General features: G+C 74.8%; 20 protein-coding genes. 4 read left to right on the top strand and 16 right to left on the bottom strand.

Annotated features, from left to right (window positions below; translation table 11 throughout):
* Window positions 1-154 precede the first annotated feature (154 nt).
* On the bottom strand, window positions 155-1,186 hold the full coding sequence (locus ACFYOU_RS25705; protein WP_391308811.1) for a MerR family transcriptional regulator: 1,032 nt from the start codon (window positions 1,184-1,186) through the stop codon (window positions 155-157).
* 174 nt (window positions 1,187-1,360) lie between these two features.
* On the opposite strand from ACFYOU_RS25705, the gene ACFYOU_RS25700 reads away from it, so the two are divergent.
* Both ACFYOU_RS25700 and ACFYOU_RS25695 read left to right on the top strand, forming a co-directional pair.
* The gene (locus ACFYOU_RS25700; RefSeq protein ID WP_389769226.1) at window positions 1,361-1,984 is read left to right on the top strand and encodes a sigma-70 family RNA polymerase sigma factor; all 624 of its coding nucleotides are present in this window, start codon (window positions 1,361-1,363) and stop codon (window positions 1,982-1,984) included.
* A 57-nt stretch (window positions 1,985-2,041) separates the two neighbouring features.
* Window positions 2,042-2,305 (top strand): hypothetical protein, encoded by a 264-nt coding sequence (locus ACFYOU_RS25695; protein ID WP_391308810.1) that lies wholly within the window; start codon window positions 2,042-2,044, stop codon window positions 2,303-2,305.
* Between the two features lie 35 nt (window positions 2,306-2,340).
* Here the strand turns inward: ACFYOU_RS25695 and ACFYOU_RS25690 are convergent, their stop codons facing one another.
* From ACFYOU_RS25690 to rpe, 4 genes are all read right to left on the bottom strand, one after another.
* Window positions 2,341-3,714 carry an FAD-binding domain-containing protein gene (locus ACFYOU_RS25690; RefSeq protein ID WP_391308809.1) on the bottom strand — a complete coding sequence of 458 codons (1,374 nt, stop codon included), beginning with the start codon at window positions 3,712-3,714 and terminating at the stop codon, window positions 2,341-2,343.
* Window positions 3,715-3,997: 283 nt separating this feature from the next.
* Window positions 3,998-5,488 carry a DUF2867 domain-containing protein gene (locus tag ACFYOU_RS25685; RefSeq protein ID WP_391308901.1) on the bottom strand — a complete coding sequence of 497 codons (1,491 nt, stop codon included), beginning with the start codon at window positions 5,486-5,488 and terminating at the stop codon, window positions 3,998-4,000.
* Between the two features lie 180 nt (window positions 5,489-5,668).
* A complete protein-coding gene (locus tag ACFYOU_RS25680; RefSeq protein WP_389769170.1) occupies window positions 5,669-6,712 on the bottom strand; it encodes a sugar-binding transcriptional regulator in 1,044 nt (347 codons plus the stop codon).
* A gap of 90 nt (window positions 6,713-6,802) precedes the next feature.
* Window positions 6,803-7,489, bottom strand: coding sequence for a ribulose-phosphate 3-epimerase (gene rpe / locus ACFYOU_RS25675; protein ID WP_387000916.1), 687 nt, complete (start codon window positions 7,487-7,489; stop codon window positions 6,803-6,805).
* Between the two features lie 131 nt (window positions 7,490-7,620).
* Here rpe and ACFYOU_RS25670 point away from each other — a divergent pair, with 131 nt between their 5' ends.
* Entirely contained in the window at window positions 7,621-8,310 is a 690-nt protein-coding gene (locus tag ACFYOU_RS25670; protein ID WP_391308807.1) for an HD domain-containing protein, read from the top strand.
* 19 nt (window positions 8,311-8,329) lie between these two features.
* On the opposite strand, the gene ACFYOU_RS25665 is transcribed toward ACFYOU_RS25670, so the two are convergent.
* The 3 genes from ACFYOU_RS25665 to fmt all read right to left on the bottom strand — a co-directional run bounded on the left by ACFYOU_RS25665 (window position 8,330) and on the right by fmt (window position 11,876).
* Window positions 8,330-9,202 carry an alpha/beta fold hydrolase gene (locus tag ACFYOU_RS25665; protein ID WP_391308806.1) on the bottom strand — a complete coding sequence of 291 codons (873 nt, stop codon included), beginning with the start codon at window positions 9,200-9,202 and terminating at the stop codon, window positions 8,330-8,332.
* 115 nt (window positions 9,203-9,317) lie between these two features.
* Window positions 9,318-10,763 carry a transcription antitermination factor NusB gene (locus ACFYOU_RS25660; protein ID WP_391308804.1) on the bottom strand — a complete coding sequence of 482 codons (1,446 nt, stop codon included), beginning with the start codon at window positions 10,761-10,763 and terminating at the stop codon, window positions 9,318-9,320.
* Between the two features lie 180 nt (window positions 10,764-10,943).
* On the bottom strand, window positions 10,944-11,876 hold the full coding sequence (gene fmt, locus ACFYOU_RS25655) for a methionyl-tRNA formyltransferase (protein WP_389769181.1): 933 nt from the start codon (window positions 11,874-11,876) through the stop codon (window positions 10,944-10,946).
* Window positions 11,877-12,133: 257 nt separating this feature from the next.
* Between fmt and ACFYOU_RS25650 the strand changes: the two genes are divergently transcribed.
* The gene (locus ACFYOU_RS25650) at window positions 12,134-12,667 is read left to right on the top strand and encodes a hypothetical protein (RefSeq protein ID WP_385494167.1); all 534 of its coding nucleotides are present in this window, start codon (window positions 12,134-12,136) and stop codon (window positions 12,665-12,667) included.
* 131 nt (window positions 12,668-12,798) lie between these two features.
* On the opposite strand, the gene ACFYOU_RS25645 is transcribed toward ACFYOU_RS25650, so the two are convergent.
* The 8 genes from ACFYOU_RS25645 to ACFYOU_RS25610 all read right to left on the bottom strand — a co-directional run bounded on the left by ACFYOU_RS25645 (window position 12,799) and on the right by ACFYOU_RS25610 (window position 21,815).
* A complete protein-coding gene (locus ACFYOU_RS25645; RefSeq protein ID WP_391308802.1) occupies window positions 12,799-14,970 on the bottom strand; it encodes a primosomal protein N' in 2,172 nt (723 codons plus the stop codon).
* Window positions 14,971-15,119: 149 nt separating this feature from the next.
* The gene (metK, locus tag ACFYOU_RS25640; protein WP_387000930.1) at window positions 15,120-16,343 is read right to left on the bottom strand and encodes a methionine adenosyltransferase; all 1,224 of its coding nucleotides are present in this window, start codon (window positions 16,341-16,343) and stop codon (window positions 15,120-15,122) included.
* 263 nt (window positions 16,344-16,606) lie between these two features.
* The gene (gene coaBC, locus ACFYOU_RS25635; RefSeq protein WP_391308800.1) at window positions 16,607-17,833 is read right to left on the bottom strand and encodes a bifunctional phosphopantothenoylcysteine decarboxylase/phosphopantothenate--cysteine ligase CoaBC; all 1,227 of its coding nucleotides are present in this window, start codon (window positions 17,831-17,833) and stop codon (window positions 16,607-16,609) included.
* 133 nt (window positions 17,834-17,966) lie between these two features.
* On the bottom strand, window positions 17,967-18,239 hold the full coding sequence (rpoZ, locus tag ACFYOU_RS25630; protein WP_005319902.1) for a DNA-directed RNA polymerase subunit omega: 273 nt from the start codon (window positions 18,237-18,239) through the stop codon (window positions 17,967-17,969).
* Window positions 18,240-18,331: 92 nt separating this feature from the next.
* Window positions 18,332-18,925: a guanylate kinase gene (gene gmk, locus ACFYOU_RS25625; protein WP_389769191.1), complete on the bottom strand. Its 594-nt coding sequence runs from the start codon at window positions 18,923-18,925 to the stop codon at window positions 18,332-18,334.
* 38 nt (window positions 18,926-18,963) lie between these two features.
* The gene (locus ACFYOU_RS25620) at window positions 18,964-19,287 is read right to left on the bottom strand and encodes an integration host factor (protein WP_003956414.1); all 324 of its coding nucleotides are present in this window, start codon (window positions 19,285-19,287) and stop codon (window positions 18,964-18,966) included.
* A 543-nt stretch (window positions 19,288-19,830) separates the two neighbouring features.
* Entirely contained in the window at window positions 19,831-20,712 is an 882-nt protein-coding gene (gene pyrF, locus ACFYOU_RS25615) for an orotidine-5'-phosphate decarboxylase (protein WP_391308798.1), read from the bottom strand.
* Window positions 20,709-21,815 carry a quinone-dependent dihydroorotate dehydrogenase gene (locus tag ACFYOU_RS25610; protein ID WP_391308797.1) on the bottom strand — a complete coding sequence of 369 codons (1,107 nt, stop codon included), beginning with the start codon at window positions 21,813-21,815 and terminating at the stop codon, window positions 20,709-20,711. The genes pyrF and ACFYOU_RS25610 overlap by 4 nt, the downstream gene beginning before the upstream one ends.
* Window positions 21,816-21,866 lie beyond the last annotated feature (51 nt).

Here is a 21,866-nt window from a genome sequence, read left to right as displayed (position 1 = left end):
CGGTTCGCGACGGGGCACGCTTTTGGATGCGGGGCGCCCCCGCTCGATGCGGCCGGGGCGGTTACCCGGCCTACCAGCCGGGCCGCCGGCGCGGCCGGGACACCACCGGGTGTCCGCCCGCTTCCACACCACCGGACCAGCGCGGCGCCGGCCGCTATCCGGGCGGCGGGTCGTAGAGTCCGTCGAGGAGTCGCAGGGCCTCGGCGAGGCTGGTGGGGCGGACCGCGCCGGGCAGCGGGGGACCCGCCCAACCGGGGCCCGCCGCGAGGACCGTGGCGCCGTGGCGGGCGCCCCGGACGCCCCAGGTCGTCGCGCCGAGGTGGCGCACGAGCGTGCGGTCGGCGGTGGTGCGGGACTGGGACCACAGGACGACGGCCGCGGGTCCCGCGCGGCGCACCGCCTCGTCGAGGGCGTCGGCGGGCACCGCGCCGCCGAACATCCGCACCGGCACGCCGCGTTCGGTGAGGCCCGCCGTGAGCGCCTCCAGGGGCAGGGTGTGCAGTTCGCCCGGGGCGCAGGCGACGATCACGGGGGGCCCGGGGCGTTCGCTGCCGGGCGGGGCGGCGGGGGCCCGGCGGAGCGCCGAGGAGATGTGCCAGGACAGCAGGTGTTCGACCTCGACGTACCGTTCGCCGGAGGACTCCCACTTGCGTCCGACGGCCCGCAGCGCGGGCATCATCACCTCGTTCCAGGCGGTGACCAGCCCGTGGTCGGCGAGGGCGGCGCGGAGCACGGCGTCGACGGCGGTGGAGTCGAGGCGGACGGCTGCCCGGGCGAGGCCCCGGCACTCGGCCCGGACCCGGCCGAGCGGCAGTGCCCCGTGGTTGCCCGGGCGCGGGGGCCGGACGCCGGGGCGCGGCCCGGTGGGGTGGTCGGGGCGGGCGGCTCGGGGGTCGGGTACGGGGTCCGGGGCGGCGGAGGCGGCCCGGGCCGCCTCGGCGGGCGGGACGCCCGAGGCGGTGAGGCGGCACATGGTCTCCAGCACGGCGATGTCCGCGGGGGACCAGCGGCGGTGCCGACCGCCCTGGTGGTGCGCAGGTCCGATGCCGTAGCGGCGGTCCCAGGAGCGCAGGGTGGTGGGCGCCACGCCGAGTCTGCGGGCGACGGCACCGGTGGTGAGGGCGGCTTCGGCCGGTGGACGCTCCGGGGCCGGACGCGGGTGGGGAAGCGGGGACGACGACGGCATCGGCCCAGCCTAGGAGACCGACGCACGAACGATGCGTGTTGCGCGCTCAGGGCGCCGGACCGGAGGGTCGGTTCAGGCGGTTCGTCCGTTCCGGGGCGGTCCGTCGGTCGTTCCGTGCCGCCGGTCCTCCGTACCGCCGTCCCCTCCCCCGCGAGCCCGAGGAGTCACACCGTGGTGACCACCGCTGCACCGCCCGCGCCCGGACTGAGCGCCCCCACCGAGGAGACCCGGTGGGAGGAGGAGGTGTCGGCGGCGCTGCTCGGCGGCGATCCGGACGCCCTGGCCGCCGCCTACCGGCGGTGGGGTCCGCTGGTGCACACCCTCGCCAACCGCTCGCTCGGCGACGCCCGGGAGGCCGAGGACGTCACCCAGCAGGTGTTCCTGGCGGTGTGGCGGGGCCGGGCGGGGTACCGGCCCACGCGCGGACCGCTGGCCGCGTGGATCGTGGGCATCACCCGTCGCAAGATCGCCGACGCCCTGTCCGCGCGGACCCGTCGGGGCGTCCTGGTGGCCGCGGCGGCGACCGTGGCGAGCGAGCGGCCCGCGCCGTGCGCCGACCCGGAGGCCGTGCTCGACCGGGTCCTGGTGGCCCAGGCCCTGCGCGGACTGACCCCGGTGCAGCGGGACCTTCTGTGCCTGGCCTTCTACGAGGACCTGACCCAGTCCCAGATCGCCCGGCGCACCGGATTGCCGCTCGGCACGGTCAAGAGCCATGTGCGCCGGGGACTGCACCGGTTGCGCGGCTGTCTGGGGGACGCCGCCCCGGGCGTGGTCACGCCGCCGGAGGGTGCGGCGTGAGACGGGGCCGTCCCGGCCGCGCCCCCGATGGCCCACGGACCGCCCCGGAGGTGAGCGGTGACCCGGCATCCGCACTGCGCCGAACTGGTGGAACTGGCCCTGCGGCAGGCACCCGCCCCGGACGCCCCCGAGGAGCCGGCGGGCCACCGGGCCGCCCTCCACGCCCATCTGGTGCACTGCACCCCGTGCCGCGTCGAACTGGCCGCCCTGCGGCGGGTGGTGGCGGCGCTGTGTACGGGTGAACCGCTCGATCCGGAGCTGACGCCCGTGCCGCCCGGGGTGTGGCGGCGGATCGCCGACGAGGTCGACCGCGAGGAGTGAGTCCCCGGCGCCCCGGGGTCGGCGTCCGGCCGGTGTCAGACATCGGCCCGGGCGTCCCGGAACCGGGTCAGCCCCTCGGACAGTTCCACGATCGGCTCCGGGTAGTCGTACCGGGCCCGCTCGGCGCCCGTCAGCTTCCACGGTTCGTGCACCTTCGGGCCGGTGAGCTCCGCGAGTTCGGGCACCCAACGCCGTACGTAGCTGCCGTCGGGGTCGAGACGCCGGCCCTGGCGCACCGGGTTCAGCACCCGGCCGGGACGGGTGTCGGTACCGGTTCCGGCGGCCCACTGCCAGTTGAGCTGGTTGTTGGCGAGGTCCCCGTCGACGAGCAGGTCCAGGAAGTGCCGGGCGCCGACCCGCCAGTCGACGTAGAGGGTCTTGGTGAGGAAGCTCGCCGCGAGCAGCCGCCCCCGGTTGTGCATCCAGCCCTCGTGCCGGAGCTGACGCATCGCCGCGTCGACGACCGGGTAGCCGGTGCGGCCCGCCCGCCAGGCCGCGGTGTCCCGCTCGGCGTCCGGGCCGGTCCGCCAGCGGTCGTGCCGGGTCCGGTAGTCGGTGGTGGAGGTGTGCGGGCGGGCGGCGAGCACCTGGTGGTGGAAGTCCCGCCAGCACAGTTGCCGTACGAAGGCGTCCGCGCCGGGCCCGCCGGCCGCCCGGGCCCGGTGGACCAGTTCGGCGGCGGACAGCGTCCCGAAGTGCAGGTGCGGGGAGAGCCGGGAGGTCAGGTCGCCCGCCAGGTCGTCGTGCCCCTCCTCGTAGCCGGCGAGCCGCCGCCCGAGCCAGCGGGTGGCCCGTTCCCGTCCGGTGCGCTCCCCGCCCCGGGCGAGCCCGGGGGACACGTCCTCGACGTCCGCCCGCGCGGGCAGGGGCTCCGAACCGACCTCCTCGGGCACCCGGATCCTGCGGGGCGCGCCGAGCGGTTGCCGCAGCTGCTCGGCGGCCCAACGGCGGTGGTACGGGGTGAAGACCGCGAAGTGGTCCGAGCCCTGCGGGGTGACGGCGCCCGGCGGGAGCGCGGTGATGACCGCGTCGTGCGCCGTCAGCTGCCCGCCCGCCTCCCGTACCGTCGTGGCGAGCCGGTGCTCCCGGCGGGCGGCGTATCCGCTGACGCCCGCCGCGAGGTGGACCTCCCGGGCGCCCGTCTCGCTCATCACCTCGCGCACGACGGTCACCGGGTCACCGGTGCGCACGACCAGTCGTCCGCCCCGGTGGCGCAGCGCGGCGTCGAGGTCCGCCAGGCAGTCGGCGAGGAACGCCCGCCGGTTGGGCGCCGCGAAGCCGGCCCCGGTCACCCCCGGGTCCCGTACGAAGAGCGGCACGACCTGGTCGCCCGCGTCGAGTGCGGCGCGCAGCGGGGGGTGGTCGTGCACCCGCAGGTCGGAGGTGAACAGGACGACGGACACGGTCATGGCGCCGCTCCTCGGTCGGGGTTGGTCGGACACGCCCGGTTCGGTGCGCGGGCGGGCGCCGGATGCACTCCGCGTCCCCCCTTCGGGTGCGTTGTTCGGCCGGCGTGCGCTGGTGCGTTGCGCAGTTCCCCGCGCCCCCGATCCGGCCCGCTGCGGCTCCCCCGTCCTCCCGGCCCAGCCGTGGGCCCCTCAGGGGCGCGGGGAACTGCGCGAGCAACCACCCACGACCCGCGGGGAGGATCCGACCGGAGGGCCCCGTACAGGCGCGGCGCATCGGGCCGCCCTACCCGTCGACGCCCGCGCGCAGCTGACCGCGCTCGGCCGTCCGGGCGATGTTGCGGACCATCCCGCCGAAGACCAGGGCGTGGAACGGCGAGACGCTCCACCAGTACAGGTGCCCGAGGAGCCCGTGCGGGTGGAACAGGGCGCGCTGCCGGTAGCGGGTGCGCCCGTCGTCGGTGCGGTCGACGGTCATCTCCAGCCAGGCGAGCCCGGGCAGCCGCATCTCTGCGCGCAGCCGGAGCAGCCGGCCCGGCTCGATCGCCTCCACCCGCCAGAAGTCGAGGGAGTCCCCGGCGCGCAGCCGGGCCGCGTCCCGGCGGCCCCGGCTGAGTCCGACGCCGCCGACCAGCCGGTCCAGCCAGCCGCGCACCGCCCAGGCCAACGGGAAGGAGTACCAGCCGTTGTCCCCGCCGATGCCCTCGACGACCCGCCACAGCTCGGCGGACGAGGCGTCGACCGCGGTCTCGCGCCGGTCCGTGTAGAGGCTGCCGCCGGCCCAGTCGGGGTCGGTGGGCAGGGGGTCGCTGGGCACGCCGGGCGTCGCGGCGGACGACCATCGGGTCACCACGTCGGCCTCGCGGACCCGGCGCAGCGCCAGGGTGAGTGCGGTGTCGAAGGGCAGCGGGTGCCCCGGCGGGTCGGTCACGTACCGGGTGATGTCGTCGTCCTGGCGGACGACCTCGTGGCGCAGCGACTCGGCGAGCGGCCGGGCGATGGTGCGCGGGACGGGGGTGACCAGCCCGATCCAGTGGCTGGACAGTCCCGGCGACAGCATGGGCACCGGCAGGATCAGCCGGTGCGGGAGTCCGGCGACGGCCGCGTACCGGGTCATCATCTCGCGGTACGTCATGATGTCCGGCCCGGCGATGTCGAAGGCCCGGTTGACATCGTCGGGCATCCGGGCGCTGCCCACGAGATAGCGCAGGACGTCCCGGACGGCGATGGGCTGGACCCGGGTGCTGACCCAGCTGGGGGTGACCATGACCGGGAGGCGTTCGGTCAGGTAGCGCAGCATCTCGAAGGAGGCAGAGCCGGAGCCGATGATGACGGCGGCCCGGAGCACCGTCGTGGGGACGCCGGAGTCCAGCAGGATGCGGCCGACTTCGGCGCGGGAGCGCAGGTGCGGCGAGAGTGCGTGGTCCGGGACCCCGGCGGGGGTGAGGCCGCCGAGGTAGACGATCCGGCGGACGCCGGCCGCGCGGGCCCGTTCGCCGAAGGCGCGGGCCGCGTCACGGTCGGTGCGTTCGAACCGGGAGCCGCTGGCCATGGTGTGGACCAGGTAGTAGGCGACGTCGACGTCGCGCAGTGCGGCGGTCAGGGTGTCGGGATCGGTGACGTCCGCCCGGACCGGTTCCACCCGGTCCGCCCAGGGGTGGTCGCGCAGCACCGCGGGGTCGCGGGCCATGCAGCGCACCCGGTGCCCGGCGTCGAGCAACTCGGGCACGAGCCGTCCCCCGATGTATCCGCTGGCCCCGGTGACCAGAGTGCGCACCGCCACGGTGACCTCCCGACCTCACCCCGGCTTCGTCCCGGGCACCCCGCGTGGATGCACCGGCCGTGGGTGCGGTGCGACCAGCCCACCACGCCGCGCGGCGGGTCACCCACCGGAGCGCCCCCGAAAGGGGCGCGGGCCCTCGTCGGCGGTGTGCGCGACGGGCGCCCGTGCCCCGGGCTACTCGCTGTCGGGGTCCCGACGGTCCAGTGCCGGCGACGGCGGGCCGCCCGCCGCCATCAGCAGGTCGGCGGCGGCGGTGTCGGTCACCAGGCTGGTGACCAGTCCGGAACGCAGGACGGCGTCGATCGCGGCGGCCTTGCGCCGTCCACCGGCGATCGCTATGACCTCGGGGATCCGTCGGAGGCGGTCCGCCTCGACGGTGATGCACCGCTCCCCCAGGTCGCGGCCGACCCGCCGCCCGTCCGAGTCGAACAGGTGGGCGGACATCTCCGCGGCGACGCCGAGCGAGGCGTAGTGGCCGCGCTCCTCGTCGGTGAGCATGTCGTGCACGGTGGAGATCCCGGGCTCCCAGGAGCCGATGGAGACGCAGGCGACGGTCACCTTGTCGAAGTACTCGAACGCGCGGGCGATCCCGGTCTGGTTCCGCAGCGCGGTGGCGGTGGCAGCGTCGGGCAGCAGCATCGGTGCGTAGATCGGGTGGGCGTCGCCGCCGGAGACCTGCGCGGCCCGGCGGACCGCCTCGACGGAGCCGCGCTCCGCCGTTCCCGCGTCGTAGACACCGGTCAGCTGGACGACCGTGCACTGCGGCAGCCGGTCGAGGGCGGCGGCCATGTGGATGGTCGAGCGCCCCCAGGCGAGTCCGAGGACGTCCCCCTCCGTCACCAGTTCGCCGAGGAGGTCCGCGGCGACCTCGCCGAGGTTCTCCGGGTCGGGCGACTCCTCGGCCTCGTCGGGCGACTCGACGACCACGGCGTGCCGCAGGCCGTAGCGGGCGCGCAGCGCGTCGGAGCGCTCCGCGTCCAGTTCGGCGGGCACCCGGATCTCGATCCGCACGAGGTCCCGTTCGAGGGCGGTCTCCAGGACCCGCGCCACTTTGAAGCGGCTGACGCCGAACTCCTCAGCGATCTGGATCTTGGACTTGCCCTCCAGGTAGAAACGGCGCGCCATGGCGGCGGCCTGCACCAGCTCAGCGGGTCCCATCCGCATGGCCGATCGGCCCGCCGAGAAGCCAGTCAAGGCGATCTCCTCACTGCTGTTCACTTCTGCTCACGACCTGGGTTTCGCGGTTCATCCTCGCAGATGCGGCCCGACCGATCAGCTCGGATGAAACGCCCTTCACGTACCGGTGGCTCAGTGGTCGCACGACCGGGCGCCCCCGGCGATGGCCGACTCCGCCAGGGTGCGCAGTCCGCGTACGGCGTCCGCGGGGTCGTCGGCGCCGTAGACGGCGGAGCCGGCGACGAAGACGTCCGCCCCGGCCTCGGCACAGCGCTCGATGGTGGTGGCCGAGACTCCACCGTCGATCTGGAGCCACAGCTCAAGCCCGTGCTTGGCGATCAGCTGCCGGGTGCGCCGGATCTTGGGCAGCATGATGTCGAGGAACGACTGCCCCCCGAAGCCGGGTTCGACGGTCATGATCAGCAGCATGTCGAGCTCCGGGAGGAGGTCCTCGTAGGGCTCGACGGGGGTGGCCGGTTTGAGTGCCATGGACGCGCGGGCGCCCTTGGCGCGGATCTCACGGGCCAGCCGTACGGGCGCCGCCGCGGCCTCCGCGTGGAAGGTGACGGACCCGGCGCCCGCCTCCACGTACTGCGGGGCCCAGCGGTCGGGGTCCTCGATCATGAGGTGGCAGTCGAGGGGGATGTCCGTGGCCCGTGCCAGGGATTCCACGACGGGAACGCCCAAGGTGAGGTTGGGGACGAAGTGGTTGTCCATCACGTCGACGTGGAGCCAGTCGGCGCCGTCCACCGCACGGGCCTCGTCGGCGAGGCGGGCGAAGTCTGCGGAGAGAATACTGGGATTGATCTGCACGGCCATGGTCCAAGACTGCCATGCCGGGCGGCGGTTGTTCGCCCCGGTCCGTTCCGGGACGGCCCGCCCGGCGCCGGACCGGCCGTCGGGCCGCCCGGCCCGACGACCCACGACCCCGGACCCAGGGAGCGAACGGGATGACGAACGCGCAGGAACACGACGGGCACAGCGGATACGGCGGGCACGACGCGCCCGGGGAGGTCGCCGGGGTGCGCGTTCCGGACACCCCGGTCGCGGCGGCGGCGACGGAACTGGTCCGGGACACCACCGACGACCTCATCTACCACCACTCGCGCCGGGTGTACTTCTTCGGTGCGCTCCGGGCGGCCCGCCGCGGGCTGGGCTTCGATCCGGAGCTGCTCTACGTCGCGGCGATGTTCCACGACATCGGGTTGGGCGAGGCGTACCGGTCCAGCGGCCGTCGTTTCGAGGTGGACGGCGCCGACGCGGCCCGTGACTTCCTGCGCGGACACGGGCTCCCCGAGGACAGCGTGCGCCGCGTCTGGACAGCGATCGCCCTGCACACCACCCCCGGCATCCCGGAGCACCTGGAGCCCGAGGTCGCCCTGGTCACGGCCGGGGTCGAGTACGACGTCCTGGGCCTCGGCTACCACGACCTGCCGGCCGCGGTCCGGGAGGCGGTGACCGCCGCCCACCCGCGGCCCGGCTTCAAGCGGGAGATCCTCCGGGCGTTCACCGAGGGCATCGCCCCGAAGCCGGAGACGACCTTCGGCAACGTCAAGGCGGACGTGCTGCGCCACTTCGTGCCCGATTTCACGCCCGGCGACTTCGTGGAGGTCATCCAGGGTTCGCCCTGGCCCGAGTGACCGCGCCGGGGCGCGCACCTCAGCGGTCGGTGTGCTCCAGGACCGCCGCGGCGAGGGGAGCGTGCACCGGGCGCGGGAGGGCGTGCCCCATGCCGGGGACCTCCACCACGCGCGTCCCCCGGATCACCTGACCCAGGTGGTGGGGGTGCGGCGGCGGGTAGACCGGTTCGGCCGGCGCCGCGATGGCGAGGGTGGGCACGGCGTTCCGGGCGAGTTGCTCGGTGCGGACCATGCCGGCGTAGTCTGCCCGGGCGTGCGCGGTGCTGGGGGTGTGGTGCCCGGTGTGGGCGATGACCCTCCGTTCCAGGTCGCGGGTGTACTCCGGGTCGAACGGGAGGAGGTCGCCGCCCAGCAGCCGCCAGTGCTCGACGCGGTGGTCCAGCTCCGCCTCCAGGTCCCGGGGCTCCGCCGGGCGGGACCACACCTCCCACACCTCGGGGGCGACGGCGGGAAGCTCCTCCGGGGGCGTCCGGGTGCCGTCGGGGTGCGTGTAGGGCAGTTCGCTGAGGGCCCCGGTACCGATCAGGGTGGCGCTCAACAGCCGGTCGGGATGGTCGGCGAGGAGCAGTTGGGTGAGCATGCCGCCCAACGACATGCCGACGACGTGCGCCCGGGCGACCCCGAGGGCGTCGAGGATGCGGACGGCGTCCTCGGCCAGCGCGGTGAGGGGGTAGGGGTCCTGGTCGAACGACCAGGTGGAGCGACCGGTGTCGCGGTGGTCGTAGCGGATCACCCGGTGCCGGGCCGCCAGCAGGTCCACCAGTTCGTCCGGCCAGCCCACCCCGGACGCCCCCGCGCCCATGACCAGCAGCAGCGCGGGGGCGTCGACGGGCCCCCGCTGCTGCGTCCACAGCCGCACCCCGGGTGCCACGTCAACGAAGCGTTCGCTCATCGTTCCTCCACTGTGCCGCACGCCATCCCTGCAAGACGAGACGTATCGTATCGCATGGACGGCGTATGACGGCCCCCTCCCCGTGCGGAGTGCTCGGGAAGGGGGCGTCGTGGGGTCAGCCGGTGCGGCGGATCAGGGCCAGGTACATGGCGTCGGTGCCGTGCAGGTGCGGCCACAACTGGACGTCGGGCCCCTCACCGATGCTCGGCACGCCGGGCACCAGCGGGCGCGCGTCGATGAGCTCGGCGTCCGTGCCGGCACCGCGCAGCACGTCGTCCACCACCGCACGGGTCTCCGCGAGGTGCGGCGAACAGGTCGCGTAGCCGACGACCCCGCCGACCCGGACCGACTCCAACGCCCGTTCCAACAGCGCGCGTTGCAGGGGCGCGAACCCGGCCAGGTCCTCCGGACGGCGACGCCACCGGGCCTCCGGACGGCGGCGCAGCGCGCCGAGCCCGGTGCAGGGCACGTCCACGAGGACCCGGTCGAAGCTGCCGGGTCGCCACGGCGGCCGGGTGCCGTCGGCGGTGATCACCTGGTAGGGACCCGGATTGCCGGCGAGCGAGCGGGCCACCAGACCGGCCCGGTGCGGCTGCTTCTCGGCGGCGACGAGCACGGCGCCCCGCTCGGCCGCGAGCCCGGCGAGCAGGGCCGCCTTGCCGCCCGGTCCGGCGCACCCGTCGAGCCACTTCTCGTCCCGGCCGTCAACCGGTGCGTTGGCCAGGGCGAGCGCGACGAGTTGGCTGCCCTCGTCCTGCACTCCGGCCCGGCCCTCCCGGACGGCCTCCAGCGCGCCGGGCTCCCCGCCCTCGGTGAGCCGTACCGCGTACGGCGACCAGCGGCCCGCCACGGCCCCTTCGTCGGCCAGCGCCGCGCGCAGGTCCTCGACGTCGATCCGGCCGGGCCGGGCGACGAGGGTGACCTCGGGGCGTTCGTTGTCGGCTTCCAGCAGGTCCTCGATGCCGGCCCGGCCCCCGCCCAGGGAGTCCCAGAGCGCCGACACCACCCAGCGCGGGTGGGAGTGGACGACGGCGAGGTGGTCCTCGGGGTCCTCGTCGTACGGCGGCGCGACCCGCTCCAGCCAGCCGTCCAGATCGTGCTGGGCGACCTTGCGCAGCACCGCGTTGACGAACTTCGCCCGGCCGTCGCCCAGGACGACCCGGGCCAGCTCCACCGAGGCCGACACCGCGGCGTGCGTGGGGATGCGGGTACCGAGGAGTTGGTGCGCGCCCAGGCTCAGGACGTCCAGCACGGGCGGGTCGACCTCGCGCAGGGGCCGGTCGACGCACTGGGCCAGCACGGCGTCGTAGGTGCCCTGACGGCGCAGCGTGCCGTACACCAGCTCGGTGGCGAGGGCCGCGTCCCGGTGGTCGAAGTCGCCTTGCTCCCGGGCCTTGCGCAGCAAGGGGGGCAGCACCAGGTTGGCGTAGGCGTCCCGCTCGTCGACGGCGCGCAGCGCGTCGAAGGCGAGGATGCGCACGGGGTCCTTCTGCGGTCGCCGGTAGGGCCGGCCCGAGCGCTGGGAGGGGGACTGCGTCGGCCTGCGCCGCTGATCGTTCACGAAAAGGTGCTCCGGAGAAGGGGACGAACGGAAGGGGAGGAACGGGTGGGGACGAACGAGAGGGGAGGAACGGGAGAGGAGGGGCGACCGGGGAACGTGCACGTCGACGGGGTCGCCCCGTCCAGCCTACGTCGCGCACCGGGCCCGCACCGCCCCGGTGGCGGGCCCGGGTGGGGCCGGTCAGGCGTCGAGCCGCTCCCCCGCCGCGATCCGGGCGCCCCGGGCCCAGTCGGCGGCCCGCATCGGCTTCTTGCCCTGGGCCTGGACCCACAGCAGTTCCACGGCGTGCGAGCCGCTGCCGACGTGCACGCTGTTCTTGCCGACGGCGAGGTCCCCGGGGGCGAGGTCGGCCCGGTCGGGCGCGAGGGCGACCTGGATGAGCTTGAGGCGTTCGCCCCGGAAGACGGTCCAGGCCCCGGGGGCGGGGGTGCAGCCGCGGACCACCCGGTCCACCCGCAGGGCGGGCGCCGCCCAGTCGACCCGGGCGTCCTCGACGGTGATCTTCGGCGCGAGGCTGACCCCGTCGGCGGGCTGCGGGACGGCCTGGAGGGCGCCGTCGGCGATGCCGTCCATGGTCGCGGCGAGCAGTCCGCCGCCCGCGAAGGCGAGTCGGGTCAGGAGGTCACCGCTGGTGTCGGTGGGCCGCACCCGCTCGGTGACCGTGCCGTAGACGGGTCCCGAGTCGAGGCCCTCCTCGATGAGGAAGGTCGAGGCGCCGGTGATCTCGTCGCCCGCCATGACCGCGTGCTGGACGGGGGCCGCGCCGCGCCAGGCGGGCAGCAGCGAGAAGTGCAGGTTGACCCAGCCGCGGGCGGGGACGTCCAGGGCCACCCGGGGCAGCAGGGCCCCGTAGGCGACGACCGGGCAGCAGTCGGGGGCGATCTCCCGTAGCCGGGCGAGGAAGTCCTCGTCCCGGGGCCTGACCGGCTTCAGCACCTCGATCCCGGCCTCCTCGGCGCGCTCGGCGACGGGGCTCGCGACCAGCCGGCGGCCCCGTCCGGCGGGGGCGTCGGGGCGGGTGACGACGGCGGCCACCTCGTGCCGGTCGGAGGCGATCAGGGCGTCAAGGGCGGGGACGGCGACCTCGGGGGTGCCTGCGAAGACGAGCTTCATCGGTGGCGTTCGGCCTCTCGGGCGGGGTTCTCTGCGTGCACGGCGCGTGCTCGGTGAGCAACGCACCAGTGTAGGGGCGGCCGGGCAGGGGCACGCCGGGGGCGTACGTCGAGCCGTGCGCCCCACCTCACATATCGCACGCCCCAGCACCGTGACCACTCCAGGCGTGGCGCGTTGGTCAAGACAGCGTTGACCGCCGGGCCACCCACACGGGCCCGGCCACCCCCTTCCCACCGCCGGTTCGAGAGGCTTGTCTGATGGCCGACCACGCAACCCACGACGCACAGGCACGGGCCAGCCTGCACCTGCTGGTGCGGGACATCGAGCGGGTCCGCCGACAGGTGGACGCCCTGCGTACGCTCACCGCCCAACTGGGCAACGTCTACCGCCCGCGCCGCTCGGGCCCGTCCACGGGCTTCGTCGTCTACGGGCGCGCTCCCGCGCCCACCGTCCGTCTCGCGCAGGAACTGCGGGACAGCGTCGAAACCCTGGTCACCGCCGCGGTGGACTTCGACCGGTCGCTCGGCTTCTCCTGGGACGCGGTGGGCTCGGCGCTGGGCGTGACCAAGCAGGCGGTGCACCGGCGCTACGGTGCGCGTCGGGCCGCCGCGCAGGCCGCCGCCGAGGCCGAACGGGGCCAGGAGTCCGCGGGCGCCCGGCCCGTGCACGTGGCCGGCCCGCTGCCCACGGTGCCGGCGGCCCGTGCACTGCCGACCCAGCCGATCGGGGGGAGCCCGGCGCTGCGGGACGACCCCCGGCCGCCGGCCTTCCCCGGTCCCCGCAACGGCTGACCCGGCCCGACTCCCCCGCCCGACTCCCCCGCACGGCTCCCTCGCCGGCTCCGTACGGCGACCACGAGAACTCCCACGACGGACACACCACGCACATCGGCCGGGGCGGGTCCGGGCAGACGGGGCCCGCCTCAGCCGATGTCCGGCGGGTCCATGCGCACCTGCACCCGTGTCCCGCCCCCGCCGCCCCGCGCCATCCGCGCGGCCTGAGCGGACTTCAACGCCGCGGCGAGCGCCGCGCCGCTCCCCGGCGGCACCCGCAGCAGGGCCCGCTCCCACGGCTCCCCGGTCGGCGGTTCACCCCCCGGACGGCCGGGCGCACCGCCCGGAGCGGGCGCCGGCACGGGGCCGAGCACCACGGCATCGGCGGGCAGCTCCAGCGCCGCCAGGAACCCGGCGACGGCTCCCCCCGGTCCGGCCACGGACGCCATCCGCGACACCGGGGGGAACCCCAACTCGGCCCGCTCCCCCAGCTCCCGTACCGCGTGGCCGACCGGATCCCACCGCACCAGCGCCTGCACCGGCCGCAGCGTCGGCTCGGCGACCACCACGACCGTTCCGCCCGCGTCCTGCTCGCGGACCAGGGCGCTCGCACCGAGCCAGCGCCGCAGTGCCTCCTCACCGGCCCGCAGATCGGGTCGGGAGAGCATCGCCCAGCCGTCGAGGAGCAGCGCCGCCGCGTACCCGCCCTCGGCGACCGGTTCGGCCCCGGGGGTGCTGACGACCAGCGCCGGAGCGTCCGGCACGGTGTCGAGCACCTGCTCCCGTCCGGAGGTCCGCACCGGAACGGCGGGGAACGCCCGTCCCAGTTCCTCGGCGGTCCGACGGGCCCCCACGACCTGCGCCCGCAGCCGGAACGAGCCGCACGCGGGACAGTGCCAGCGGGACTCCTCGCGTCCGCACCAGGCGCAGCCGAGCGACCCGCGCTCACGGGCCTCCAACGGCCCCGCGCAGTGGCGGCAGCGGGCGGGCTCCCGGCACCGTTCGCAGGCGAGCCGGGGCACGTACCCGCGGCGCGGCACCTGGACCAGGACCGGCCCCCGGGTCAGTCCCTCCCGGGCCACCCGCCAGGCCACCGAGGGCAGCCGGGCGGCCCGGGCGGCCTCGTCGCGGGCGAGGTCGGCGTCCCCCACGGTGCGCACCAGCGGCGCGGCGGCCCGCACCCGGGCCCGGTCGGCCGACAGGGGCCGGGCCCAGCCGGTCGCGACGAGTTGCGCGGCCTCGACCGTGCAGCCGACGTCCCCGAGGAGGAACCCGCAGCCCTCGGTGGCGGCCCGCAGCAGCAGCACCTCGCGGGCGTGCGGCTGCGGGGCGTGCTGTTCGCTGTGGCTGGAGTCGCCGTCGTCCCAGAGCACGACCAGCCCGAGGTCACGCACCGGCGCGAACATCGCCGCCCGGGTCCCGACGACGGCCCGCACGGCACCGCGCCGGACGGCGAGCCACTGGGCGTACCGCTTCTCGGGCCCGGCCTCGGCGGTGAGCACCGCATGCCGTCCGGGGCCGAGCAGGGCCGTCAGCGCCGCGTCCACCCGGGCGACGACCCGTCCGTCGGGGACGACGACCAGCGCGCCGCGGCCCGAGGCGAGGGCGGCGGCGACGGCCCGGGCGATCTCCTCGGCCCAGCCGGGTCCGGGCAGTGCGGTCCAGACCGCCCGGGGGGCGCCGCCGTCCGCGAGGGCGCGCAGATAGGCGGGGCCCTGGGCGTACCGCTCCCAGGAACCCGGGGAGGGTGCGGGGGGCGGCGGCAGCGGCTCGGGCGAGGGGCGCTTCTCGGCGCGGGCGTTGCGCGGCGGGACGGCCAACTGCAGGACGTCCGCGAGGCTGCCCGCGTAGCGGTCGGCGACGGCCCGGCACAGGGCCAGCAGCTCCGGCCCGAGGACCGGCTCGGGGGACACCACCTGCGCGAGCGCGGCGAGCGGGCCGGCGTAGTCGGACGCGGCGACCCGGGCGATGAGGAAGCCGTCGACCAGGCCGCCGCCCTCCCGCCGGCCGCCTTGGACCTGGCCGCGGCCGGCACCGAAGCGGACCCGGACCCGGACGCCCGGCTGGGCCTGGGCGTCGAGTTCCTCGGGGACGGCGTAGTCGAAGTAGCGGTCCAGGTGGAGGACGCCCTTGTCGACCAGGACGCGGGCCACCGGGAGGTCCCCGGCCAGGGCGGCGCCCCGCCAGGTGCGCGGCTTGGCCCGGGGGACCTTCGCCTTGCGGACCGTGTCACGGATCAGGGCGAGTTGCTCCGGCGGGGCGGGGGTCGTCCCCCCCGTGCCGTCACCGGGCTCGGTCCCGCCGTGGTTTCCGCTGCTCACACCCGCATTCCTACCAGACGCCACCGACAGCGGGCGGAGCGTCGCGGTGCCCCGACCGGACGGGCGGGACGTGCGACGAGGGCCGGCCGCCGGGTACGGCGACCGGCCCTCGTCGGACGGTCAGAGCGGGCGGAGCGGTCGGCCCGCGGTCACAGCCCGGCGGCGGCGCGCAGGGCGTCGACCCGGTCGGTGCGCTCCCAGGTGAAGTCCGGCAGCTCACGGCCGAAGTGCCCGTACGCCGCGGTCTGGGCGTAGATCGGGCGCAGCAGGTCCAGGTCACGGATGATCGCGGCCGGACGCAGGTCGAAGACCTGGCTGATCGCGTTCTCGATGCGGTCCGTGTCGACCTTGTTGGTGCCGAAGGTCTCGATGAAGAGTCCGACGGGCTCGGCCTTGCCGATGGCGTAGGCGACCTGGACCTCGCAGCGGGCGGCGAGCCCGGCCGCGACGACGTTCTTGGCGACCCAGCGCATCGCGTACGCGGCGGAGCGGTCGACCTTGGACGGGTCCTTGCCCGAGAAGGCGCCGCCGCCGTGCCGGGCGTACCCGCCGTAGGTGTCGATGATGATCTTGCGACCGGTGAGGCCGGCGTCGCCCATGGGGCCACCGATCTCGAAGCGCCCGGTCGGGTTGACCAACAGGCGGTAGCCCTCGGTCTCCAGCTTGATGCCGTCGTCCAGGAGCGCCTTCAGCTCGGGCTCCACCACGAACTCGCGGATGTCGGGCGCGAGCAGCGACTCCAGGTCGATGTCGGAGGCGTGCTGCGAGGAGACGACGACCGTGTCGAGGCGGACGGCCTTGTCGCCGTCGTACTCGATGGTGACCTGGGTCTTGCCGTCGGGGCGCAGGTACGGGATGGTCCCGTTCTTGCGGACCTCGGACAGGCGCCGTGACAGGCGGTGCGCCAGGTGGATGGGCAGCGGCATCAGCTCGGGGGTCTCGTCGCAGGCGTACCCGAACATGAGGCCCTGGTCGCCGGCGCCCTGCTGGTCCAGCGCGTCGAGCTCCTTGCCGTCGGCACCGGCCTCGACCCGCGACTCGTACGCCGTGTCGACGCCCTGCGCGATGTCGGGCGACTGCGCGCCGATGGAGACCGAGACGCCGCAGGACGCGCCGTCGAAGCCCTTCTTCGAGGAGTCGTAACCGATGCCCAGGATCGTGTCACGGACGAGCTGCGCGATGGGCGCGTACGCCTTGGTCGTGACCTCGCCGGCCACATGGACCAGGCCGGTGGTGATCAGCGTTTCCACGGCGACCCGGGACGTCGGGTCCTCCCGCAGAAGCGCGTCGAGAATGGTGTCGCTGATCTGGTCGGCGATCTTGTCGGGGTGACCCTCGGTCACGGACTCCGAGGTGAAGAGACGGCGGGACACATCGCTCCCTGTGGTTGCAGCGGCTGCTGGCTGTTCATGGTCGGACCCCCTCCGGAGGCTGCACCCGGGGGCGGTCCGTCATCAGTTTATCGGTCGTGCTCGTCGATCGGGTCACGTGTCTCGCCACATGGAAGCCCTGTGACCTGCAGCACCGGCATTCTGGTGCACGGTCGTCACTCTCCACCAGAGCGCCTCCACCCGGATGAGCGGGTTCCGGGCGCCCGGACGGCGAGCTCGGACGATTGTCGCGCAGGATACCGGGGTCACTGGTGGGGCGCGCCGGGGAACCGGGCCACCACCAGATCCCACACGGTGTCGGCCAGGGCCTCCTTCGGCCCGAACGGCACGGGGGTCTCGCTGCCGTCGGCGCCCAGCACCACGGCCTCGCTCTCGTCCGCCCCGAAGGTCTTGCGCTCCCCGACCTCATTGACGACGAGCAGGTCACAGCCCTTGCGGCGGAGCTTGGCGCGCCCGTTGTCGAGGACGTCCTCGGTCTCGGCGGCGAAGCCCACGACCACCTGGCCGGGGCGGGCCCGGTGCTGGGAAACGTCCGCGAGAATGTCTGGATTCCGTACCAGGGCGACGGGGTCGGGCTCCTGGCCGTCCCGCTTCTTGATCTTGCCGGGGGCGTAGGCGACAGGGCGGAAATCGGCCACCGCGGCGGCCATGACCACGGCGTCGGCGGTGGCAGCGGCCTTCAGGACGGCCTCGCGGAGCTCGGCGGTGCTGCCCACCCGCACCAGGTCGACGCCCGCCGGATCGGGCAGGGCCGCGTTGGCGGCGACCAGGGTGACCCGGGCGCCCCGGGCGGCGGCGGACCGGGCGAGTGCGTAGCCCTGCTTGCCGGAGGAGCGATTGCCGAGGAAGCGCACCGGGTCCAGGGGCTCCCGGGTCCCGCCGGCGCTGATGACGACGTGCCGTCCGGTGAGGTCGGGCTCGCGCACGCCCCGGGCGAGGACGCGACGACAGACCTCGTAGATCTCGCCCGGGTCGGGCAGCCGCCCCTTGCCGGTGTCGACGCCGGTGAGCCGTCCGACGGCGGGCTCGATGACGAGCGCTCCGCGGCGGCGCAGGGTGGCCACGTTCTCCCGGGTGGCGGGGTGCTCCCACATCTCGGTGTGCATGGCGGGCGCGAAGACCACCGGGCAGCGCGCGGTGAGCAGGGTGTTGGTGAGCAGGTCGTCGGCGAGGCCGTGGGCGGCCTTGGCGAGCAGGTCGGTGGTGGCGGGGGCCACCACGACGAGGTCGGCGCCCTGCCCGATGCGCACGTGCGGCACCTCGTGGACGTCGTCCCAGACCCCGGTGGCGACGGGCTGCCCGGACAGCGCGGACCAGGTGGCGGCCCCGACGAAGTGGAGTGCGGCCTCGGTGGGGACCACCCGCACCTCGTGCCCGGACTCGGTGAGCCGGCGCAGCAGCTCGCACGCCTTGTACGCCGCGATCCCGCCGCTGACCCCCAGCACGACCCTGGGCCTGGCCGCCTTGTTCATGTGTCTCCCCGACTCGGCTCACGCACGGCCGGTGCCGCCGTGCGCTCCTGGTGGTGGTGCGCTTACGCCTCCATGAGACACCACGGGCCCGACAGCGTCGCTGCCGGGCCCGTGACGGGTGAAGCGGTGGGAGCTACTGCGCGGGGCCTTCGATGGCCTCGGAGGTCAGCAGGCCCGCGTTGATCTCGCGCAGGGCGATCGAGAGCGGCTTCTCGTGGACGTGGGTGTCGACGAGCGGACCGACGTACTCCAGCAGGCCCTCGCCGAGCTGGGAGTAGTACGCGTTGATCTGGCGGGCACGCTTGGCCGCGTAGATCACGAGGCTGTACTTGGAGTCGGTGGCCTCAAGCAACTCGTCGATCGGCGGGTTGATGATGCCCTCGGGCGCGGTGATGGAAGAGGACACGCTCTACCTTCCGATGGGGGGCTTCCGCGTCTTCCTCGGTGACGGGGCGTACGGGAAGCCTGAGGGAAAAGACGGTACGGGATCAGTGAAGATCACACGACGTTCATCAAGGCTAGCAGCTCACGCGCCACGTCCTTGACGGAGGTGTTGACCAGGGTGGTGTCGAACTCCGACTCGGCGGCCAGCTCGACCCGGGCGGCTTCGAGTCGCCGCTCGATGACCTCGGGGGGCTCCGTGCCGCGGCCGGTCAGGCGGCGGACCAGTTCCTCCCACGACGGGGGTGCGAGGAACACCAGCTGGGCGTCCGGCATGGACTCCCGCACCAGTCGGGCGCCCTGGAGGTCGATCTCCAGGAGCACCGGTTCCCCGGCGGCCAGTCGTTCCTGGACGGCTCCGCGGGGGGTGCCGTAGCGGTTGCCCGCGAACTCGGCCCACTCCAGCAGTTCACCGTTGGCGATCAGCTTGTCGAACTCCTCGTCGGTGACGAAGAAGTACTGCACACCGTGCTGCTCGCCCGGCCGGGGGCCCCGTGTGGTGGCCGAGACCGAGAGCCAGACGTCGGGGTGTTCCTTGCGCATATGAGCGACGACCGTGCTCTTGCCGACCCCGGAGGGGCCGGAGAGCACGGTCAGCCGCGGACGTACGTCCGGGGGTACGGGGGACGTCCCCCGGGATGTTGCAGCCATGGAGCGATTATCCAGGTTCTCGGGGGTGCCCGAGCACCTCAGGCGGGGCCGCCGCCGAACTCGCGCTCCAGCGACGCGATCTGGTTGGAGCCGAGCCCCCGGACGCGCCGGCTCTCGGAGATGCCGAGCCGCTCCATGATCTGCTTGGCGCGGACCTTCCCGACGCCCGGCAGGGATTCGAGGAGAGCGGAGACCTTCATCTTGCCGATGACGTCGTTCTCCTGGCCCTGCTTGATGACCTCGTGGAGGGAGGCTCCGGAGTGCTTGAGTCGATTCTTGACCTCGGCCCGCTCCCGGCGAGCCGCGGCGGCCTTTTCGAGCGCAGCTGCGCGCTGTTCAGGGGTAAGGGGCGGAAGAGCCACGCCTACGTCACCTCGGATGTCGAACTGTCGGATGTCTGTCAGGTACAGCAGTCCGGTGAGGAACCTAGTCGCCCCACACCTGGGGAGCAACGAGCAACGCGCTTGCCCGTCCGCTCTCGACGGAGACTAGCGGCCAGGACCCCGAGAGTCAGCGAGAACAGCGGAAAACTCCTGGTCAGCCTTGATCGAGCCTGACATTTCGGGGCAAACAAACCCCATTTCTGAGAACTCTTTCAGAAGGACACCCCACCTCGGCGGGTCGTGAAGGGCGCGCACGAAGCCGAAATTCGAAGGCTGCCCACCCCCCGCCGCGCCGAAACCGGCCCTCGACGACCACCCGCCCGGCTCCCGATCCGCCCCCGGAGCCGCCCCGACCGGTGGGCCCCGAACCGGGCGAAGCGGGAGGGATCACCGGCCGGCCGGCGCGCCCCGCGGACCGGGTGCGCCACCCGGTCCGCGGGGCTCGGTCCTGCGCACCGCGGGCCCGGACGGATCACCCGGACGAGTGGTCGGGCGCGTGGTCGGACGAGGCGGGCGAGGCGGTCAGCCTGCCGTGTGGACGGCGCGGCGCACCTCGTCGGCGAAGCGGTCCGCCGACGCCCGCAGGGCCACCGGGTCCGGGCCGTGGCGCAGGACCCCGCGGCTCACGTTCGGGACCACCTGGCGCACGGCCGCCCCGAAGACCCGCGGCAGGTCCGCGGGCGTGGCGCCCTGCGCCCCGATCCCCGGTGCCAGCAGCGGGCCGCCGATCGCGAGGTCGTAGGAGGACAGGTCGCCGAGGGTCGCGCCGACCACCGCGCCGAAGGAGCCGAGCCCCGCGCCGCCGGCCGCCGCCACCTCGGGAGCGTTCTCCTCGGCGAGCCGGGCGAGCATCGTGGCGCCCACGGTGCGCCCGTCGCCGCGCACCGCGTGCTGGACCTCGGCGCCCTCCGGGTTGGAGGTGAGGGCGAGCACGAACAGGCCGGTGCCGCTCGCCCGTGCCAGCTCCACCGCCGGTGCCAGGGAGCCGTAGCCCAGGAAGGGCGAGACCGTCAGGGCGTCCGAGAAGAGCGGCGCACCGGGCCGCAGGAAGGTGTCGGCGTACGCGGCCATCGTCGAGCCGATGTCGCCGCGCTTGGCGTCCATCAGGACGAGCGCCCCGGCCTGGCGCGCCTCGGCGACGCAGGTCTCCAGCACGGCGACGCCGCGGGAGCCGAACCGCTCGAAGAAGGCGCTCTGCGGCTTCAGCACCGCGACCCGGTCCGCCAGCGCCTCCACCACGGTCCGGCTGAAGCGCTCCAGCCCCGCGAGGTCGTCGCCGAGCCCCCAGGAGGTCAGCAGGGAGGCGTGCGGGTCGATCCCCACGCACAGCGGACCGCGCTCGTCCATGGCGCGGCGCAGCCGGGCGCCGAAGGGTACGGGGGCGGGGGTGGCGTTGCCGGTCATGCGGACTTCCTGGTGTCGGCGCCGACGGCCTCGGCGAGGGTCGGGTGCTCGGAGGCGGCGAGCCGGGCGGCGAGCCCCCGGTGGATGCCGCGGGCCCAGGCGGGCCCCTGGTAGATGAAGGCGCTGTAGCCCTGGACGAGGGTCGCTCCGGCCAGGACGCGCTGCCAGACGTCCTCGGCGTCCTCCACGCCGCCCACCCCGATGAGGGTGACCCGGTCGCCCACGCGCGCGTACAGCCGGCGCAGCACCTCCAGGGAGCGTTCCTTGAGGGGCGCGCCGGACAGTCCGCCCGCCTCGGCGAGCAGCGCGGGGTCGCTGCGCAGGCCCAGTCCCTCGCGGGCGATGGTGGTGTTGGTCGCGATGATGCCGTCGAGACCGAGTTCCACGGCGAGGTCGGCCACGGCGTCGATGTCGTCGTCGGCGAGGTCGGGGGCGATCTTCACCAGGAGGGGCACCCGGCGGCCGGTGACCGAGCGGTCGGCGGCCTCGCGCACGGCGGTGAGCAGGGGGCGCAGGTGGTCGACGGCCTGGAGGTCGCGCAGTCCGGGGGTGTTCGGCGACGACACGTTGACCACCAGGTAGTCGGCGTGGCGGGCGAGCCGTTCGGTGGACTTCACGTAGTCGGCGACGGCTTCCGCCTCGGGCACGACCTTGGTCTTGCCGATGTTGACGCCCACGGTGGTCCGGAAGACCTCGCGCCGGGCGGCGAGGCGTTCGGCCACGGCCGCGGAGCCCTCGTTGTTGAAGCCCATGCGGTTGATCAGCGCCCGGTCGGCGGTCAGCCGGAACAGCCGGGTGCGGGGGTTGCCGGACTGCGGTTCACCGGTGACGGTGCCGATCTCGACGTGGTCGAAGCCGAGCATCGCCAGGCCGTCCACGGCGACGGCGTTCTTGTCGAAGCCGGCGGCGAGCCCGAAGGGGCTGTGCAGCCGCAGGCCGAGCGCCTCGGTGCGCAGTTCCCGGTGGCGCGGGGCGAGGACGGCGGCGACGAGGGTCCGCAGGACGGGGACCCTGGCGGCGCAGCGGATCCAGCCGACGGCGAGGTGGTGGGCCTGTTCGGGGTCCATGCGGCGGAACAGGAGCTGGAAGAGAATCTTGTACATGGGTGGTGGTGTCCTCGGGCCGGGGGCGGGTCAGGGGGCTCGGGCCTGGAA

The sequence above is a fragment of the Streptomyces sp. NPDC005955 genome (genome assembly GCF_042871255.1).
Lineage (GTDB): Bacteria > Actinomycetota > Actinomycetes > Streptomycetales > Streptomycetaceae > Streptomyces.
The sequence above is the reverse complement of the archived record's forward strand: the minus strand, read 5'-3'. Positions and strand labels throughout refer to the sequence as shown.

Excerpts from the sequence above, each read along its gene's own strand:
- ACFYOU_RS25610 (WP_391308797.1), bottom strand. The coding sequence starts at position 21,815 with ATGTACAAGATTCTCTTCCAGCTCCTGTTCCGCCGCATGGACCCCGAA.
- ACFYOU_RS25705 (WP_391308811.1), bottom strand. The coding sequence starts at position 1,186 with ATGCCGTCGTCGTCCCCGCTTCCCCACCCGCGTCCGGCCCCGGAGCGT.
- ACFYOU_RS25665 (WP_391308806.1), bottom strand. The coding sequence starts at position 9,202 with ATGAGCGAACGCTTCGTTGACGTGGCACCCGGGGTGCGGCTGTGGACG.
- pyrF (WP_391308798.1), bottom strand. The coding sequence starts at position 20,712 with ATGACCGGCAACGCCACCCCCGCCCCCGTACCCTTCGGCGCCCGGCTG.
- rpe (WP_387000916.1), bottom strand. The coding sequence starts at position 7,489 with ATGGCCGTGCAGATCAATCCCAGTATTCTCTCCGCAGACTTCGCCCGC.
- ACFYOU_RS25650 (WP_385494167.1), top strand. The coding sequence starts at position 12,134 with ATGGCCGACCACGCAACCCACGACGCACAGGCACGGGCCAGCCTGCAC.
- ACFYOU_RS25670 (WP_391308807.1), top strand. The coding sequence starts at position 7,621 with ATGACGAACGCGCAGGAACACGACGGGCACAGCGGATACGGCGGGCAC.
- coaBC (WP_391308800.1), bottom strand. The coding sequence starts at position 17,833 with ATGAACAAGGCGGCCAGGCCCAGGGTCGTGCTGGGGGTCAGCGGCGGG.
- fmt (WP_389769181.1), bottom strand. The coding sequence starts at position 11,876 with ATGAAGCTCGTCTTCGCAGGCACCCCCGAGGTCGCCGTCCCCGCCCTT.
- gmk (WP_389769191.1), bottom strand. The coding sequence starts at position 18,925 with ATGGCTGCAACATCCCGGGGGACGTCCCCCGTACCCCCGGACGTACGT.
- ACFYOU_RS25690 (WP_391308809.1), bottom strand. The coding sequence starts at position 3,714 with ATGACCGTGTCCGTCGTCCTGTTCACCTCCGACCTGCGGGTGCACGAC.